The sequence below is a fragment of the Frankia sp. CeRuru1 genome, assembly GCF_977966315.1.
The window spans coordinates 1-16,344 of record NZ_CDWWEW010000075.1; the positions used below are offsets into that span (position 1 = coordinate 1).

Genomic DNA, 16,344 nt, shown 5'->3' on the forward strand with positions numbered 1-16,344 from the left:
GGACGGGCGCGGCGGCCGACGGCGGCGCGGTCGGCCGGCTACCGGGCCGCGACGGTGTCGGTGTTGCCGGCAGGGTCGGCACCGGCCGCAGGGTGGGCTGCGGTACGGGCGTGGCCGGCGCGGTCGGGGTGGCCGGCGGGCGCCCGGTCGGCGGCGCCGGAGCCGCTGGTCGGTCCGTGGGCAGCCGGAGAATCCAGCCGGGTTGGATCAGGTTGGGGTGCGTCAGGGACCGTCCGTCGGCCTGGACGATGCCCTGGTTGAGCCGCCAGATCTCCGGCCAGCGGGCGCCGTCGCCCAGCGTGCGGGCCGCGATCCGCCAGAGGCTGTCGTAGATCCCGTTGTGCGGGGACTCGACGATGACCGTGCCGGGTGGCGCGGCGGGACGGGTGACGTCGGCGGCGGTGACGACGGTCAGCCGGAAGGTGGCCGCGGCGGGAGCGGCCCCCGCGGCGGGCGGGCCGGTGGACACCACCCGGGCGGCCACCGGACCGGCGAGCGGTGCGGTTGGGGTGCGGGTGCCGAGGAGGGTGAGCACAATTGCGCCGACCAGCATGCTCGCCGGCGCGCGGAAGCTGCCGGTCGGCCGGCGCGCCGTGTGCGGCCAGCGGGCCTCCCGAACGGTGTCCGGGATGACGAGCAGCACCGAGACGGCGAACGCGAACCACAGCGGCCACAGGATGCAGGCCAGGACGTCCAGCAGCAGGGTGTCGGTCATCGGTGCGGCGAGCCGCGTCTCGATCTCCCCGAACGACGGGACGTGGTGCGGCAGCGGCCAGCCGACAAAGTGGACCAGCCCCCAGGGCAGGCCGGCGAGCAGCAGGGCCAGCGCGACGAGGGCGGTCAGCGCACGCAGCAGCCGCCCTACCGCGGCGGCGGTGGCCGCAACCGTCGAGGGTGGCCGGTAGGGCATGGGATGGCGGCTCATGGGGCGGCTCCCGGCGGAGGGGCTGGGTGGGCGCTGCCGGTCCCGGTCACGGTCAACGTGTCCAGCCCGAGGACGCCGAGGAGCTGGGTGTGATGCACGACGGTGACGGTCACCGTGACCGTCGTGCCCGTGACGGTCACGGTGCCGGTGCTGCCGGCCTGCGCGAGATAGCGCCGCGCCGCGGCGGCGGCGTCGTTCGGCCGCAGACGCACCGCTCCGGTCTGGCGGAACGCCAGCAGGTCGAGCTGCTGGGCACCGGCGCGGGCCGCTTCCTGCGCGACCCCGATCGCCTGGACCTTGTCGGACAGTGCGCCGCCGCCGTCGACGATCAGACCTGCGAACATGACGAACGCGGCGGCGAGTACGACGACGAACGCGGTCACCTGCCCGGCGTCCCCACGAGCCGGCCGGCGCGACGCGGGGCGGGTCACGGTGTGCTCCCCGCGCTTGTGTCGCCGAACAGGTCGACGGGCGAGGTGGCGGTGGCGTGCAGGGTCGCCGAGCCTGGCAGGGCCAACAGGGAAAGATCGTCGAGTCCGACGGTGCAGGAGATCGTCACCCGGACCAGTGCGCCGGGGACCAGCCCGGCGGTGTCGGTGTCGACCCCGAGCTGCTGGCAGGTGATGCCCGCGTCGGACAGCGCGCTCTGCGCGGTGCCGCGGGCGTCGGTAAGCGCCTGCGCGGGAGTGCGGGCGATGGAGGCGGCGCGGGCGGACTGGTGGGCGACGTCGGCCATGCGCAGGTCGGCGCTGCTGACCCGGTAGCAATAGGTCAGGAACAGCAGCATCACCACGAGCACCGGGGCGATCAAGACGAGTTCCATCGTCGCCGACCCGTCGTCGGCCGGGCGATGCGATGACCGGCGCGCCAGCTCGCCTTGTTTGATCATGGCCCGCGGACCTCGACGGGCCCGGCCGCGTTCGCCGTCACGGTGATCCGGAGGAACGGGATCACACTGCTGGCGGTGCCGCGGACCGCGACGGTGGCGCGGGCGGCGTCCCGCGTGACGGTCACCTGCGGGTCGGTAAGGCTGGCACGGCCGAGCTGGTCGAGAGTGGCGGTGGCTTGGGCCTGCCCGGCGGCGACGCTGCCGCCGTCGACGCGGGCTGCGGCCAGCGCCCGGGAGGCGGTCGCCTGCGCAATGTGGGTGGCGTGCGCCCAGATCGTGACCTGGGCCAGCAGCATGATGACGGCGAACACCAGCGGCAGGACGAAGACGAGCTCGACGGTCGTGGCGCCGCTGTCCCGAGCCCGGCGGGCGCCCGCCGGCGCGACGTGCCGCGGTCGCCGAGCGAGCAGCGCCCGCCGCGCGGGCGGCGCGATGGGACGGCGACGAGACGCGGCGCGGATCTGAGTTCGCTGGCGGCCGGTGGCGACGCCGCGGCACGGCGGTCCCGCGGGACGTCGAAGCCGACGTCGCGGGCGGGTCGGGGGTGGCATCGCCGTGGGATTCCTCTACTTGAAAACCACGCTCTGGGCCGCCGAAAGGATCTCCCTGCCGAACAGGCCGACGACGGCGAGCGCGAGGGCGGCGAGCGCGGCGATCCAGATGACCTGTTCGGTGGTGCTGCCGCGGTCGCGTTCGGCCGGCGGGGTCTGCCGGTAGCGATCGAGTAGGCCTGACCACCAGGTACGAAGGGTGGTGAACACGGCGGGTCCTCCGACAGTTAAGCGGGCTGTTCTTACAAAGAGCGGGTTACCTGAGTCATAGCGGGATAGAAGATGAAGACGATGAAACCGATGGCGATAAGCACGCCGGGGATGCTCATCCGTTCGGTGGCGGCGTTGGCCGCGGCTTCGGCGTCGGCGCCGGCCCGGGCGCGCATGGCGGCGGCCTTGGCGTCCAGCGACTTACGGACCCGGGCGCCTTCGGTACCGGCCAGCGACACCGCGTCGGCGAGTTCAGTCAGCTCAACCACCTGCAATTCCGTGCCGAGCTGCCCGAGGGCGCTCCACGGCGTGGTGCGGGTTTCCCGCGCGGTTTTCAACGCCCGCCGCAGATACACGAACGGCCAGCCGTGGCCGATACCCGCGGCGTCGGTCAGCGCGCTTTCCACCCCGGCACCGCCGGCGAGCAACACCTGGATCAAATTCAGATAGGCCGACAAGGCGTGCCGGAACGCGGCCCGACGCCGTTCCGCCTCCGCCCGGATCGTCGCGTCGGGCAACAGAAACCCCATCACGGCAAGCAGGAGAGCGACACCGAATGGCACCGGCCCGGGAAACGGCCGGCCGCCGAGCGCGAAGATGACGCCCACGGCCGTGGGGAACAGGAAACCGGCCACCGCCGCGGTCGCCTTCTCCGCCAGGTGCGCGTCCGTCGCGCGGCCGAGGATCGCCAGATCTCGGCGCAGTGCCGGGCCGGGTAGACCGGCCGCCCGCAGGAGCCCGACCAGTGGCCGGCCCAGCCGGACCGCCCACCCCTCCTCGTCGGCGGGTGCGGTTACCGGCACGACCGCGGCGGGTTCGGCGGGGGCCGGGCCGAGGCGGGCCAGCAGCTCCTCCAACCCGGGCTGCGGCGGGAACAGGCCGACCGCCAGCGCCCACAGTCCGACCCCGATACCGGCGGCCAGCAGCATCATCACCACGATCATCGGCCCGCCTCCCTGCTTCCCGTAGACACCGCCGGCGCGCTCGCCGGGTCCAGGTCGGCGACCTGCAGGAACCGGTCCGGCTGGGCGATCCGGGACATGCGCTTCAACCACACGAAACCGGCTATGAAGATCGCTCCGACGGCCAGCAGCACGAGCTGCCCGGCCGGACTGTTGTAGGGGGCGAGGAACCGGCGGTTGAACGCGATCAACCCGCCGGCGAAGGCCAGCGAGGTGGCCACGACGACCCGCATCGTGGTCCGCATCCGGGCACGGCCGACCTCGACCCGGCCGCGCATCTCGACCTGGGCGCGGGCGGTGTCGGCGAGCTGCCCGAGTAGGCCGGACAGCTGCCGGGCCTGATGTTCGGACGCCAGGATGAGCGCGGCGATGACCAGGTCGGCGACCGGGTCGGCTAGGTCGTCGGCCAGGGCCTGCAATGCCGGGGCGAGCCGGTCGCGGCGTTCGATCCGCGCCGCCAGGGCGGCGATCTCGGCGCGGATCGCGGTCGGGGTGGTGGCCGCGGTCGCCAGGATCGCCTGCTCCAACCCGGCCGCCGCGGCGAGGGTGTCGCGTAGCTGTTCCGCCCAGGTCGCCACGGCCTGCATCCGCTCGACCTGGCGGACATGCTCGGTGTCCGGGCCGAGGATGCGCGGGATGCCCCACACCGCCATCGCGGCCAGCAGCCCACCGACGATCCACCCGGTGAACGCGCCGACCAGGATGCCGGCCACGGCGGCGGCGGCGACCCACCGCCAAAACAGCCGGTCGGATTCCCAGGGCGGCGTCCAGCCGCGGGCGGGCCGGGGGGCGTCGACGGGCACGCCCTGCCAGCCGCGCACGATCAGCACGATCCCCAGGCCGACTCCGAGACCGAGCAGTCCGAACAGGCCGGTCACGCCCACCACCCCCGGGCGAGCAGGTCCGGGTCGAGCCCGGCGTCGACCAGGTCGTCGAGCAGCTCGGCGGTCGGCGGTGCGCCGGGCATGCCACGCCGGTCCTGGCCGGGCCGGTAGATCTCGTTGGTGATGATCTGCCGGTCGTCGGCGTCGACGACTTCCCGGATGGAAGACACGACCCGCTGTCCGGGTTCCCCGCGGGGTTCGGCCAGATGCACCACCACGTTCACCGCGGAGGCGATGAGCAGGTTGGTGGCCTCCACCGGTAGCCGTTCGGGTCCTTGCACCGCGTAGCTGGCGAGCCGGGTGAACGCGCCGCGGCTGTGGCTGGCGTGCAGGGTGGTCATCGACCCGTCGTTGCCCTGTGACATCGCGTTGAGCATCGGGATGACCTCGGCGCCGCGGACCTCACCGACGATCACCCGGTCCGGGCTCATCCGCAGCGCCGCGCGGACCAGGTCCGAGGCGGAGATCGCGCCTTCGCCTTCGGTGTTGGCTTCCCGGGTCTGCATCGCCACCACGTCCGGGTGCGCGGCCTCGTCGGTGTCCAGCCCGAGCTCGAACACGTCCTCGACGGTGACGATCCGTTCCCACGGCGGGATTTGGTCGATCAACGCCAGCAACAGCGTCGTTTTCCCGATCGCCGTGCCGCCGGTGACCAGGACGTTCTTGCGGGCCTTCACCAGCGCGGCCAGCAGCGCTTCCATGCCGTGGTTGATCGTGCCGTTGGCCCGCAGCACGCCCAGGCTGACGTGGCGGAACCGGTGGCGGCGGATGCTGACACTGGGGCGGGCGGTGACCGCCATCACCGCGAACACCCGGGACCCGTCGGGCAGGTGGAAGCTGACCAGCGGGCTGCCCCGGTCCCAGCGGCGTTCCTCCACTCCGGCATGCGCCGCCAGGTCGCGGATGAGGGTGACCAGCTCGGTGTCCGAACCGGTGATCGCCGGTAGCCGGTGCCGGCCTCCGTCGGCGCGGCGGATGAACACCCGATCCCCGGTGATGTTGATGTTCTCAATCGTCGGGTCGGCGAGCAGCGGTTCCAGGCCTGCCAGCCCGAACACCTCGGCGAGAACCTCGCCGATGATCCGCTGCTCGTCGTCGGGTGGCACCACCGAAAGCCCCCGGCCCAGCTCGGCCTTGGTGTGCGCCTCGGCGGCGTCCCCCAGGACCGCCTCGGCGAACGCCTGACGCTCCGATTCGCCCATCGCCGCCGCGCCGGCGTTCTCAGCCGCGCGCAGCCGCGCGGACAGCTGGGCGCGCAACGCGTCCCGCAGATGGCCGCGGAGCCGCTCGTCGGGCGAGCCGGGGATGCGGCCGGGCAGATCCGTCGGCATCGGGGCTGCCGTCCCGCGCCAGGCGGCAAGACTCGCCGGCCAGCCCGCGCCGTTCCCGCCCGCTGGCAGCGGGCGGGGGTCTGACGAGCTCGGGCTGCTCATGGTGTCCCCGTCCCGCGTTGCCCGAAGGCCATCGGGCCGGTTAGCCCGACCGGGGGCGGGCCGGCGAGCGCCGGTACGTCCCGGCCGGCGATCTCGACGTGGGTGGCGAGATAGCTGGCCAGTTCCACGGCGCTGCGGCCCAGCTTGGAACGGGTGATCCCGCCGCGGACGTGGCGACGACCTTCCAGCACCGCCGCGGCGGGCGGGTCGTGCGGGACCGGGCCCAGCACCCGGGTGCCCAGCACCCGCGCGATGTCGCGGACCCGGTAGCCGTCGCGGCCCCCGGGCTGGCCGGCGATGACCAGGTACCAGGCCGGTAGCCGCCAGCCGGCCAGCACCCCCAGCTTCGCCGCTAGATGCGCCAGGTCGTCATCGCGGGCGCGGACCATCAGCAGCAGCACGTCCGCGGTCCGCACCGCGGGCAACGCCGCCGAGTCAGGGTCCACCCGCCCGCAGTCAACGATCACCGTCACGTGGGGGTCGTTCGCCGCCGCCCGCAGGACCGACCAGCCGCCGCCGGCCAGCTCACCCAGCACGGCCCGGGTCTGCTCCGCGCCGGCCGGCGCCGCCACCGCCCGCAGTCCGCCCGGCAGCTCCTGCGTGTGGTCCCACAGCAGATCGGCGCTGGCCGTGCGGCGCGCGGCGGCGGCCACGCTGACCAGCCCCCGCGTCGGCGCCAGGCCGAACCGGGCGACCAGATCCCCGCCCGCCGGGTCCGCCTCCACCATCAGCGGGTCGACGTCGGCGGGCCAGCGGTCCGCCAACGCCAGCGCCAGCGTGGTGGCCCCAGGGCTGCCTTTGAGTGACCCGATCGCGATCAGCATCCGGGCATCACCGGCCGCTCACCGTGACGATCCCGACCTGACCGGCCGGGGCCGCCTGCAACGCGCGGGCGTCCGCCTCGGCCATCTGCAACGACACCACCGTCGTCTGGTCGTTGTCCCGCGGTGCCACGCTCACGACGGTGGCGTCCCATTGCGACGTCGCCGTCGGTGTCCCACCGGAGTCGGTGGCCGTCGGGCCGCTGCTCGCCGACACGACCACCGCGACCCGGTTCCCCGCGGCCAGCCCGGTCGGGAACTGTCCCGCTTTCAAAGCCACGGCCGCGATCCCCACCCCGGGCGGTGGCACCTGCGCCGCCCCGATCTCCGAGCGGGTCAGCACCGTGCCGGCCGGCAGGCTGTACGCAACCGGATGGTTGACCACCTGGCTTTGGGAGCCCGCCGGGACGGTCTCCAACGCGGACTCGGTGGAGATCCGCACCTGCCGCAGGTCCGCCGCCGACAGGATCTGCCCGACGGTCACCGGTCGGGCCAGCACCAGAACGGGCGTCCGACCACCCACCCGCACGCCCACCAGCAACCCGGCCACCGCACAGGTCACCACCAGCACCACCCCGGCCAGCAGGTACGGCACCCGCCGGCGCCGGGGCTGACCCGTCAACCGCGGCGCCGGCGGACCGTCGCGGTCCGGCCGCGCACCGTTCCTGCCCGGCCCACCCCGGCGCGTCGAAGGCGATGTCACCACGGCGCACCACCTCCCGACCGCGTCCGGACACCGGTAGTAAAGCCACCGGTAGTGATACCGATCAGGTCCATCAGTGGCCACCCGTCGTCAACGCCGGAATGGTGATGACGCGGATCTGCGCCACCGACGTCGTGGTCAAACCAGGAAACGCACCACCCGCACCGGCACCCGCCCACGTCACATCCCAGCGGACCGTCGCGGTCACCGTGTACCGTCCACCGGGACCGCTGGTCGACGGCGCCCGATAGGTATAACCACAATCCGGCGACCCGGCCTTCGGGTCACCATTCGCGGGAAACGGTGTGCCCGGCCCGTTACACACCACCGTGCCACCGTCTCCCATAGTCCACGTCACCTGCTTAGGCGTCGCCACCGCGGTCACGGCGACCCCACCGGCCGCGGCCGTCGCCGACACCGGATTCCAGCCGTTTTGATCAAGCCAAATCCACGAGGGGAGGCGTACCAACTGGTCACCCACCGGATTCATCTCAATCTTCGGTCCGGCCAACCTAAGCTGGTTACGGGCCTGCGCCGCCAACGCCGCCGGGTCCGGCGCCGCGGCCGCCGGCCCGGCCTGAGCATCCGGAATCCACACCGGCGGCCGGTACAGCGCGTCACGGATACCGTTCGTCGTGCAGGTGAACACATACCAAGCGCCCGGACCCTGCCCTGGCGCGTTGGCGGCAGGTTCAACCGCGGCGATCGGCTCAACAGCCGCAGCGGCCGTAGCCGGGCGGTACACGGCCGTCACAACAACCATCCCGCGCTCCGCCGACGGCTGCCGATAAACGACCGGCTGGACCGCCCCGGGCGTCGGCGGCTGATAGTCACTACGCATGTACGAACACTTCGCCAGGTCGGAATTCCCAACTTCGGTGTCGCCCGGGGGTTCCTGCGAGCCCTGACCGCCTTGCGGGCGTGGTGTGCTCCCGCCGGAGGCCGGGCCCTGGCTCGGGCCGGCCGCGGGAGTTTGTCCGGTCCGACCGGCGCCGAGTTCGCATCCCGGATGAGGGTTCTGGGTGCAGTCCGTGTATGTCCACCCGCCGCCCGCAAGAGCCGGCGCAGCACCCATGGCGGCAATTAGCCCGGCTGTGAGGCCGACGGTCACGATCAGCCGTCTCAGCATGATCCGACTCCCTCGACCGCGAACCGAGTGACGCGCCACAGACCGTCGGTGTGCTTCCTCACCTCAGCCGTAATCGACCGTCGTCCGCCAGGCGTTTCATCGAGCAGCGAGCCATCGGTTCGATACTTCAGCCACCCTGAGTCGTCGCCACAGTCAGAAATCATCACTGTGGTTGGAGTATTCGGCGGACTAACCGAGGTCACCCGCGGTGCGTCGACCGGCTCACCTTTCGACACAACACCGTTGAGATGATCGGCATAGAGTGCGCCGGTGATCACCTGAAGAGCGGAGCCGGAGGCGTAACGAGACAAGTAGGGGGCTCGCCAGTCCGAGGTGTGGCTGGCCTGCGCCATCGCTTTCCACATCCCGACGTACGCCGCGGATGCCTGCTGTTTCGCCAGATCGACGGCCGAGGCCGGCGAGGCAGACGCACTCGATCCGGGGGTGGGCGACGAGGCCAAGCCCGTCGCGCTCGGCCTGGGTGCGGCGCTACCGCTGGAACTACATGCCGCGACGAGCACACCGCACACGAGCGCGCAGGAGATCGCGCTGGCTCTGATCGGGGACGCGGGCCGGTGCTGGCGTGTCCTCCATGCTCCTACGGCCACGATGCCCACCTCGCGTTGTCCCAGGGCAGGCGACAGAACCGAACCGCCTACCGAGCGAGCCCTTCCATAACACCCCTTCCAAGGCAACCCGGAACGAGCTCGCGCGGTCCAACTTCGGAGTGCAACCGACCATCCAGCGCAAGTTGACTCGATCGGCCTAGACTTCGCCTAGTAGCTTCGGACTACCAGCATGGCATCGGATGGCACTGAAGGGCTATGCCAGCGCTGGCGCTGGCATAGCCACTAGATCAACATCAGGGTGGGCGCAAGGGACGCTGGGGCATCGCCAGCGGTGTCCGCGCTGCGCGAACGTACGCGGCCGTCGTGTCCAGGAGCACCCATACGCGAACCGGTGGGCCGTCGCATCGTGCGGGGGAAACAGGCAATCACCGCGTCGCGAGCAAGCGGATCTGCGACCAGTCCCGCCGGCCTGTAAAGCCGATCGCTGATGGTTCTGGGGACGCTGCCTAACGAGACGGGCTACCGGGTGGTCGGTGTCTCGGCGACGTCAGCGGCGTGTTGCAAGGCTTCGGCGAGTTCGCGCGCCTCCCGCGGTGTCAGGCCCTCGTTGCCGCTGAGTTCACCGGAATGGCCGAGGTCGATGGTTACCAGCGGTTCGTAGGTCTCGGTGGTGGTTACGTACTGCTCGACCCGGACCTCCAGGGCGGAGTCTGACGTCCCCCGAACTCCGGGAATGTCGGGTAGGACGATGGAGGCTATCGTGGCCACGTGGTAATCGCCGGGACCGCCGACATCGGGCTTGAGATGTCCATCCGGTCCCTCACACCACGCAGGACAGGGCTTGCGACCGACCAGTCGCCGCGGCATATCCGGTTCCCTTCTTCTCGATCCCGTCTCCTACAGGCTCAGGTGAAAGGTGACATATTCGCCCATGTGCCGCCTTGCCGCATCAATAAGCGGCTCGGCCAACAGTTCCATGGGGGGCCTACAGGCCGTCAGCTTTCGGTCGGACAGGTTCCGTGGGCATGTGCCAGTTGTCCAATGCCCGGAGGCGGTCAAGAACGCGTCGCAACAACGCGATGTCCTCCGTCATCTCTACGGGACGGCTCGGTGCGGGAAGTTCCTCCTCGGGACTTCGGCGTGGCAGCGGCGGCGACGCGATGACGGCGAGAAACGGCGATTCCGTAAGAGTGAGGGCGCACCATACCACTTTCCCTCCGGTACGCGGCCGGTAATACCCCCACCCGCGGCTGAGCGTCTCCACAAGAACAAGACCGCGACCGTGTTCCGCCGCGTAGTTCTGGCGGGTCAGAACCGGCGGCCTGTCGCTGCCATCCCACATCTCGATCACAAGGTTCATGTCGGTGCAGGTAAGTCGCAGAGCGAATCGTCTCGGCTGGTCGGATGACTTGTTGCCGGCCGAGGGTTCGCCGCCCGGCTTCGACGCATGCAAGGCGTTGGTGGCGAGTTCGGAAACCAGCAGGGCAGCCGTATCCGCCAACGACATGAGGCCCCAGTTTCGGACACGGTCGGTGGCATGACGCCGCGCCGTACCTACCGATGCTGCCTCGGCGGCGAAATGCCGCACGCTCACCCGATCCCATGATTGTCCCGGCGTGTGCTCGGCCTCTGCCGACCCGGTCATGGTGCCAATGGCGGCCATGCGAAACTCCTGACGGGATACGGAGCCAGGACCATTGCGCCGGTACACGGTGCGATCCACGGTATGCCGGCTCGTCGGCTACCCGGACACCTACAGCGTCGCAAGGTTGTGCTCCGCAAGAAGGGCGGGGGTGCACGGCCAAGGCTCGTCGCAGCTGATGCACCGGCCGTCGTCGTTGAGATGGGAGTCGATCGTGACGACTGCTGTCGCGATCATCTGCCGTACCGCCGGTGGGAAGTAGTCGCCTGCCGCGAGGGCGGTCCCGCCGTTCGCAGCCGCAGCTGCGGTCACCGGACAGCCCGCCTGGTGCCCACACCCCCGGCACCGACGACGCGACGCGGATCGGCCTCGACGGCAGCGCAGGGCGCGGACCGGGCCAGGGCCATCCACCGGACAGCTTCGCAGCGATCCGGCCAGATCATCCGGCTCGTCCGCGCCGCCAGGTCGGCGACCTCCACCGGAAGCCGAACGTCCGCTTGCCGGCTGGCGTCGTGACCGAAGCTGTGTGCCGCGTCGGCCTCCTCAAAACTGCCGAGCAGCGTGTGCCTGGCGTCGAACACGTGGTGCGGGTGTGGGCTCATCGGCGGCGTTCCTTTCCTCCAGATGGTGGGACGTGTGTCGGCGATCCGCGCGGCGGCGAGACCAGCGGTGCCGGTGCGATCGGGCCGGGGCGGGTGTCAGCCGACTCCGTCGCTGTCCGCTGCGGGCCCGGCACGGGTCCGCGGACCGGCCGGTGCGGGCGCGACGCCGCCATTGGTGGACGCCATGGCGGCGAGGGCCGCGGTTAACGCCGGGTCGGCGCCGCGGGTGAGGAGGACGCCGGTGTAGGTGTCGATCACGGCGAGTAGCTCGCCGGCGCGGTGGGCGGCGTCAACCGTGACAGCCGGCAGGGGCAGCGCTCCTGGCGGGACGGACAGCACCTCGCCGAGCTGATGAATCACCTCCGCTGCCCACATGGTCAGCACGGCGGACAACCATCCCCGCCCTGGCCCGGCGGCGTCGAGTCGGCCGCGTAGCCATGTTTCGACTCCGGTGAGCACGTCGACGGTGACATCGGCGGATACCTGCGTTCCAGCCAGGAGGAGGTGCAGCCGCCCCAGCAGCGTGCCGACATCGACGATCTCGCCGCCGGCTCCGAGCGACGGGGAGACCAGCACAGGTCGCGTCGCCGACGCCGGATAGATCACGTGTTGCGGGGTCAGGCCGCCGAAACAGACGCCTGACCGGGTCAGGACGTCCCGATCGAGTCGGTGACCGAGCCGGCCCAGGCGAGCCACGACCCGCAGGCCAAGCGCCCGCACCTCGGCCGCCTCATCGGCGTGCAGCCAGCCGGCGGCGCCGGTCCCGCCGAGCCAGCGGTCCGGCCCAGCGGCCAGCGCTTTGGCCACCGGCGGCGGCAGGCCGCCCGCCGCCGTTCGGCGCGGGGCGTGCCGCAGCGGTACCGCTGGGCTGGCGTACAGATCGCGCAGGTCGGCGAACACCTCCGAGAGCAGCTCGGCGGTCGCGGTCGGCTCGGCGAGCACCTGCTCGGCCACACTGGGCCCGTCGACCCACCTGGTGAGCAGGACGCCTTCGCGCATCCCGATCGGCTCACAGACCCGCATCCGGGTGTAGATGGACAGCAGCCCCAGCTGCTCCGCTTCCCGGGCCAGCGCGCCGTCCGCCTCCGCGACGTACGCCTGTTGCTGCGCCAGCACGCCCGACAGCTCGTGTTGTGCGCCTCCGATCAGCGATGTGAGCGGCACGCCCAGCAGGCTGTACGTCGCACACACCACCTGGTCATCGACCTCGACCCGGAAGACCACATTGTTCCCGCCGGTGCTGGCGGGTCCGACTACGGCTTGCCGGCGCGGCCAGGACTGTTCGACGGCGGCGGACACCGCCTCCTCGGCGTGGCGAAGCAGATCCATCGCTGACCGGGCAGCGTGCTCCGTTGCCTGCGGCGTGGTCGGGTTCACCGCTGGGCTCCGTGGCAGCAGTAGGACCCGGTCCGGATTGCTTGGCTCACGGGAAAGGCTTCGGGCGCTGCATGCCGACCCGCAAGGCGGAGTTGGGCAAGTCCGGCTCGCGGAGTCGGGAACGTTCCGTAGAGAACGTCCTGCCAGACGGCTCCCCATTTGGCGGCCATGCCGGTGTTGTTCTCCGCCTCTGCCTCGGCCTCGTCGTATCCCGGCTGCACTGAGGCGGTCCGCCGACCGAGGTGGTTGAGGAAGGACCGCTCGGTCACGACGACGGTGCCGCCGCTGTGGCGTACCCGCAGCGCGTAGTCCTTGTCGCAGCCCCACCCGTACCTGGGCCAGGTGTGCTCGTCGATGAACCCGACGCGGCGCAGCGTGGTGTGCGGGATCAGCAGGCAGGTTCCATCGAGGAACGGCACGGTCCGGTCGCGGGCAACCGGCCTGTACTCGGCCGCGGGCCCCTGATAGTCGAGGCGTTGCTGCGGCCAGTTCCGGTCATAGACCGGTCCGACGAGTCCGGCGTCGTCGCGCTTCCACGCTTCGACGAGCCCGTGGAGAAACGCCGGGGACAGACGGGTGTCATTGTTCAAAAGGATGTAGGCGCTGTGACCTTGTTCCTGGGCGATCAGGAGGCCCGCATTGCATCCACCTGCCCAGTGCAGATTGTCGCCGGGCCGGTGCACGACCTCGTCGGCGACCGGCTCATAGTCGCCCCCGTTGTCGACCACGTACAGCGCGTGCGGGTAGCCGTCGCGGCGAAGGTCAGCGATGACGTCGCGGGTGAGGTGATGCTGGCCGTACACGGGGATGATGACGGCGACCTCGGGGCGGCCGAGCGCCGCACGGTCGCGCAGGTCGGCGAGGAAACGCTGTAACCGGTGGTCGGCGACCTGGAACCGCGTCTGCGGTGACGGTCCCGCGCCGGCCGTCGGCCCTTCTTCCTGCCGGACCCAGTCGGGCAGGGTGCCGGCCTCGGCGAGTGTCGCCAGCCTCCGCCAGGTGTAGCCGACGTCCTCGGGCAGGCCAGGGGTGGCGTCCAACGCCCGCACGCCGTCGGTCACCTTCCTCGCCAGCTGAGCGACGGACCTGACCGGGAAGTGCAGGATCTCCAGATGGGGATGGCGGTAGACCTCCGACATGCCCGGCCCGGACACGGCCAGGGCGCCGTGGTCGACGACCACCTCCATCGACGCCCGGTGACACAGCTTCGGGCGTAGCGGGGCGCCCGCGCTGTTGACCCGCCGCAGATCCCGTCGGGTCATCCGCTCCCAGAAGCTGCCAGGCCCGGATGCAGGCAGGAAGTTGGTCCGATCGACCGCGACCGCGACGACATCGTCCGGCAGGGACCGGAAAACGGCGGGAAGGTTGTCGTGGTGCGGCCACCAGAACTCATCAGCGTCCGCGTGCAGGACAAAATCGGCGCCCAGGGAGAAGGCGTGCCGGGCCATCTCCGTGACCCACGGCCCTTGGTTGAACCCCCCACCCGGCGCCTCGGTGAGCGTTAGCCGGCCAGTAGCCGCGTACTCGCGCAGGATCGGCAGTGTGAGGTCGGATGATCCGCAGTCTCGGACCACGATGTGGTCGACACCTTGAGCGAAGTGAAAGTCGAGGAACGTCCGGATGATGTCGCCCTCGTTCCGGACGCACAGTGTCATGACGATCCGGGGTGAGGACATCGTCACGTTCCTCCTCAAAGGACTCGGGTCAGCGTGCGGATTGGTGGAGCCGGCCTTCTGGTGCCGCCTCGGCCGGGCGCCGCGCATGCGGCTCGGCGAGAATCGCCAGCAGCGTGTGCGCGACGTGCGACGGCGTCAGACGGGAGTTGTCGATCGTGTGCGCAAACAACCCGGCGCGCGCCATCTCGTTCTGCTGGTCGTAGAGCTTGCGGTGAGCATCCCAACCGAACAGGGCCAGCTCGTCCGTCGCCCTCGGATCACCTGGATGCTCGGCGATACGCCGCTCCCGCCGGGCGCGGAGCACGTCCCACGGCGGCAGGAGAACGACAGGGACCGTCCGGTGGTGGTAGAGGTGGTTTTGTAGCCACTCCAGCTCCCACCTGGTCAGGTGCGACCCGACGGCGACGTCGCACCCGTCCTCCAAGAAGTCGCGGGCCAGCACGAGGATCTGCCGCAGCGACCGGTCCCAGTTGGCGGCCTGCGCCGCGGTTCCGGGAGCCACGACCTGCCGGCCGCCCATTTCGGCTAACACATCCCGTTCGACGATCCCCAACGGCCGGTCACGCGGCGCGAGGAACCGCAGCTCCGTCAGGGCCGCGCTCTTCCCGGCCGCCGTCGGGCCACTCACCAACAGCGCCGTGGCAGGAGTCCCCGGTATCCCGCTCATACAGTCCCGCCACCGGTCGGGAAGCGGTCGTGCAACTGCGCGGCGGTCAGGAACGCGCCCGCTCCGCCCGGGTGGGTAAGAGTTGCCGCGGCGAAGTGCATCGCACGTTCCAACGCGGCCGGTGCCGGCATCTGACGGAGGTGGCCGTCGAGGAACGCGGCGAACAGCGCGTCGCCGGCGCCTACCGTGCTGACCACCCGTTCGACCGGGACCGCTCGGACATGCCGCACCCCGGGTTGTCCTCGCAGGGCGAGCATCGCGCCGTCCGCCCCACAGCCGATGACCGCGATCTGGCAGCGCGAACAGCGGCGCATCAGCTCCGCCAGGAAGTCCTCCGTCGCCGCAGGCAGCCGCTCGCGGCTCAGGAAGAGCACGTCGGCGGCCTCGCAGAAGAGCCGTTCGGGTCCGTCCAGACCGGCGATGGCATGCACATCACAGGCAACCAACGCGCCCGACGTGGCCGCGACGGCCGGCAGGTCGGTGTTCGCCCCGCCGACCGGGAGAACGACCACCTCGCAGCCCCGCATGATCTCCGCGGCGGCCCGCGGGTCGTGGCGGTAGCCGGACGCGCCTCGATAGTCGTTGAGGATGAGCCGCCGACCCTCGTCACTGAGCAAGACCACCGTGACGGGCTGCTGCTCGACAGATGCCGGAACGACGTGCACGCGGCGGTGCGCGGCAAGCTGCTCGGCGACAAGGTCACCTATCGGGTCGCGTCCGAGCGTGACACACAGAGTCACATCGTTGTCGAGCACGGCAAGGGCCGTGCCGATGTTGTAGGCGGTGCCCGACACACCGGGATGAATCCCGCCCTGCACAGTCCGGTTCGCCGCATATGTGATCGGGAAGCCGCCCACCTGGACGGTCACTTCCAGGTTGGCGTTCCCGAACACCGCAAAGCGCCCGCCACCAGCACAGTCATCTCCGCCCTGCGTCCTGCCGCCCCGGTCACCCACGAGCGACCTCCCCGCGAGCCGCCATCAGGATGGTGGTGATACCCAACCCAGCCACGTAGACCGCAACCTCCTCGAGCGTCCCGCGAATCGGGCACAGAGCTGCCGCGCCTCCCGCTCCCGAAGGCCCTGGCGAGCCGCGCCTTGCGCTGACCTCAGCCCACGCCGACATCGCCTCGAGGCGGATCAGTCTCATCTCGGCCACGCCCCTACCCCACGTCACTCATCGAACGCCGCGCTATGGGCGGCGGGAGTCCAACGTCAGCTGCTCGCGGTCGTCCGTCGGGCTTGGTGGTGACGGAGCCGGCCTGAGCGGCAACGGACTCAGAGTGCCTCATTTGGGTATGCAGT

General features: G+C 71.0%; 19 protein-coding genes. All 19 read right to left on the bottom strand.

Features of this window, described 5'->3' with window-relative positions:
- Nucleotides 1-925: LysM peptidoglycan-binding domain-containing protein (locus AC08OP_RS08145; protein WP_476613622.1), on the bottom strand; the 925-nt coding region annotated here is incomplete at its 3' end.
- The gene (locus AC08OP_RS08150; protein ID WP_476613623.1) at nucleotides 922-1,356 is read right to left on the bottom strand and encodes a TadE/TadG family type IV pilus assembly protein; all 435 of its coding nucleotides are present in this window, start codon (nucleotides 1,354-1,356) and stop codon (nucleotides 922-924) included. The genes AC08OP_RS08145 and AC08OP_RS08150, both read right to left, overlap by 4 nt.
- Nucleotides 1,353-1,814: a TadE/TadG family type IV pilus assembly protein gene (locus AC08OP_RS08155; RefSeq protein ID WP_476613624.1), complete on the bottom strand. Its 462-nt coding sequence runs from the start codon at nucleotides 1,812-1,814 to the stop codon at nucleotides 1,353-1,355. The genes AC08OP_RS08150 and AC08OP_RS08155 overlap by 4 nt, the downstream gene beginning before the upstream one ends.
- Complete coding sequence (locus AC08OP_RS08160) at nucleotides 1,811-2,365, bottom strand: TadE family protein (RefSeq protein ID WP_476613625.1); 555 nt, start codon at nucleotides 2,363-2,365, stop codon at nucleotides 1,811-1,813. Before AC08OP_RS08160 ends, AC08OP_RS08155 begins: the two co-directional genes overlap by 4 nt.
- Before the next feature lie 15 nt (nucleotides 2,366-2,380).
- Nucleotides 2,381-2,575, bottom strand: a complete 195-nt coding sequence (locus AC08OP_RS08165) for a hypothetical protein (protein ID WP_476613626.1) — start codon at nucleotides 2,573-2,575, stop codon at nucleotides 2,381-2,383.
- A gap of 32 nt (nucleotides 2,576-2,607) precedes the next feature.
- On the bottom strand, nucleotides 2,608-3,519 hold the full coding sequence (locus AC08OP_RS08170; RefSeq protein WP_476613627.1) for a type II secretion system F family protein: 912 nt from the start codon (nucleotides 3,517-3,519) through the stop codon (nucleotides 2,608-2,610).
- Nucleotides 3,516-4,415 carry a type II secretion system F family protein gene (locus AC08OP_RS08175; RefSeq protein ID WP_476613628.1) on the bottom strand — a complete coding sequence of 300 codons (900 nt, stop codon included), beginning with the start codon at nucleotides 4,413-4,415 and terminating at the stop codon, nucleotides 3,516-3,518. The genes AC08OP_RS08170 and AC08OP_RS08175 overlap by 4 nt, the downstream gene beginning before the upstream one ends.
- Nucleotides 4,412-5,854, bottom strand: coding sequence for a CpaF family protein (locus AC08OP_RS08180; protein ID WP_476613629.1), 1,443 nt, complete (start codon nucleotides 5,852-5,854; stop codon nucleotides 4,412-4,414). Before AC08OP_RS08180 ends, AC08OP_RS08175 begins: the two co-directional genes overlap by 4 nt.
- A complete protein-coding gene (locus AC08OP_RS08185; protein ID WP_476613630.1) occupies nucleotides 5,851-6,678 on the bottom strand; it encodes a CpaE/TadZ family protein in 828 nt (275 codons plus the stop codon). The genes AC08OP_RS08180 and AC08OP_RS08185 overlap by 4 nt, the downstream gene beginning before the upstream one ends.
- 7 nt (nucleotides 6,679-6,685) lie before the next feature.
- Nucleotides 6,686-7,381, bottom strand: a complete 696-nt coding sequence (locus AC08OP_RS08190; protein ID WP_476613631.1) for an SAF domain-containing protein — start codon at nucleotides 7,379-7,381, stop codon at nucleotides 6,686-6,688.
- 70 nt (nucleotides 7,382-7,451) lie between these two features.
- Nucleotides 7,452-8,141 carry a hypothetical protein gene (locus AC08OP_RS08195; protein WP_476613632.1) on the bottom strand — a complete coding sequence of 230 codons (690 nt, stop codon included), beginning with the start codon at nucleotides 8,139-8,141 and terminating at the stop codon, nucleotides 7,452-7,454.
- A gap of 1,454 nt (nucleotides 8,142-9,595) precedes the next feature.
- Entirely contained in the window at nucleotides 9,596-9,943 is a 348-nt protein-coding gene (locus tag AC08OP_RS08200) for a DUF6907 domain-containing protein (RefSeq protein ID WP_476613633.1), read from the bottom strand.
- 118 nt (nucleotides 9,944-10,061) lie between these two features.
- Entirely contained in the window at nucleotides 10,062-10,739 is a 678-nt protein-coding gene (locus tag AC08OP_RS08205; RefSeq protein WP_476613634.1) for an ATP-binding protein, read from the bottom strand.
- A 90-nt stretch (nucleotides 10,740-10,829) separates the two neighbouring features.
- Nucleotides 10,830-11,030, bottom strand: a complete 201-nt coding sequence (locus AC08OP_RS08210; protein ID WP_476613635.1) for a hypothetical protein — start codon at nucleotides 11,028-11,030, stop codon at nucleotides 10,830-10,832.
- On the bottom strand, nucleotides 11,027-11,320 hold the full coding sequence (locus AC08OP_RS08215; protein WP_476613636.1) for a hypothetical protein: 294 nt from the start codon (nucleotides 11,318-11,320) through the stop codon (nucleotides 11,027-11,029). Before AC08OP_RS08215 ends, AC08OP_RS08210 begins: the two co-directional genes overlap by 4 nt.
- A 96-nt stretch (nucleotides 11,321-11,416) precedes the next feature.
- Nucleotides 11,417-12,697 (bottom strand): hypothetical protein, encoded by a 1,281-nt coding sequence (locus tag AC08OP_RS08220; protein WP_476613637.1) that lies wholly within the window; start codon nucleotides 12,695-12,697, stop codon nucleotides 11,417-11,419.
- Nucleotides 12,694-14,373: a glycosyltransferase family 2 protein gene (locus AC08OP_RS08225; protein ID WP_476613638.1), complete on the bottom strand. Its 1,680-nt coding sequence runs from the start codon at nucleotides 14,371-14,373 to the stop codon at nucleotides 12,694-12,696. Before AC08OP_RS08225 ends, AC08OP_RS08220 begins: the two co-directional genes overlap by 4 nt.
- Nucleotides 14,374-14,401: 28 nt before the next feature.
- Nucleotides 14,402-15,040: a hypothetical protein gene (locus tag AC08OP_RS08230; protein WP_476613639.1), complete on the bottom strand. Its 639-nt coding sequence runs from the start codon at nucleotides 15,038-15,040 to the stop codon at nucleotides 14,402-14,404.
- The gene (locus AC08OP_RS08235) at nucleotides 15,037-15,996 is read right to left on the bottom strand and encodes a carbohydrate kinase family protein (RefSeq protein WP_476613640.1); all 960 of its coding nucleotides are present in this window, start codon (nucleotides 15,994-15,996) and stop codon (nucleotides 15,037-15,039) included. The genes AC08OP_RS08230 and AC08OP_RS08235 overlap by 4 nt, the downstream gene beginning before the upstream one ends.
- Nucleotides 15,997-16,344: the final 348 nt, after the last annotated feature.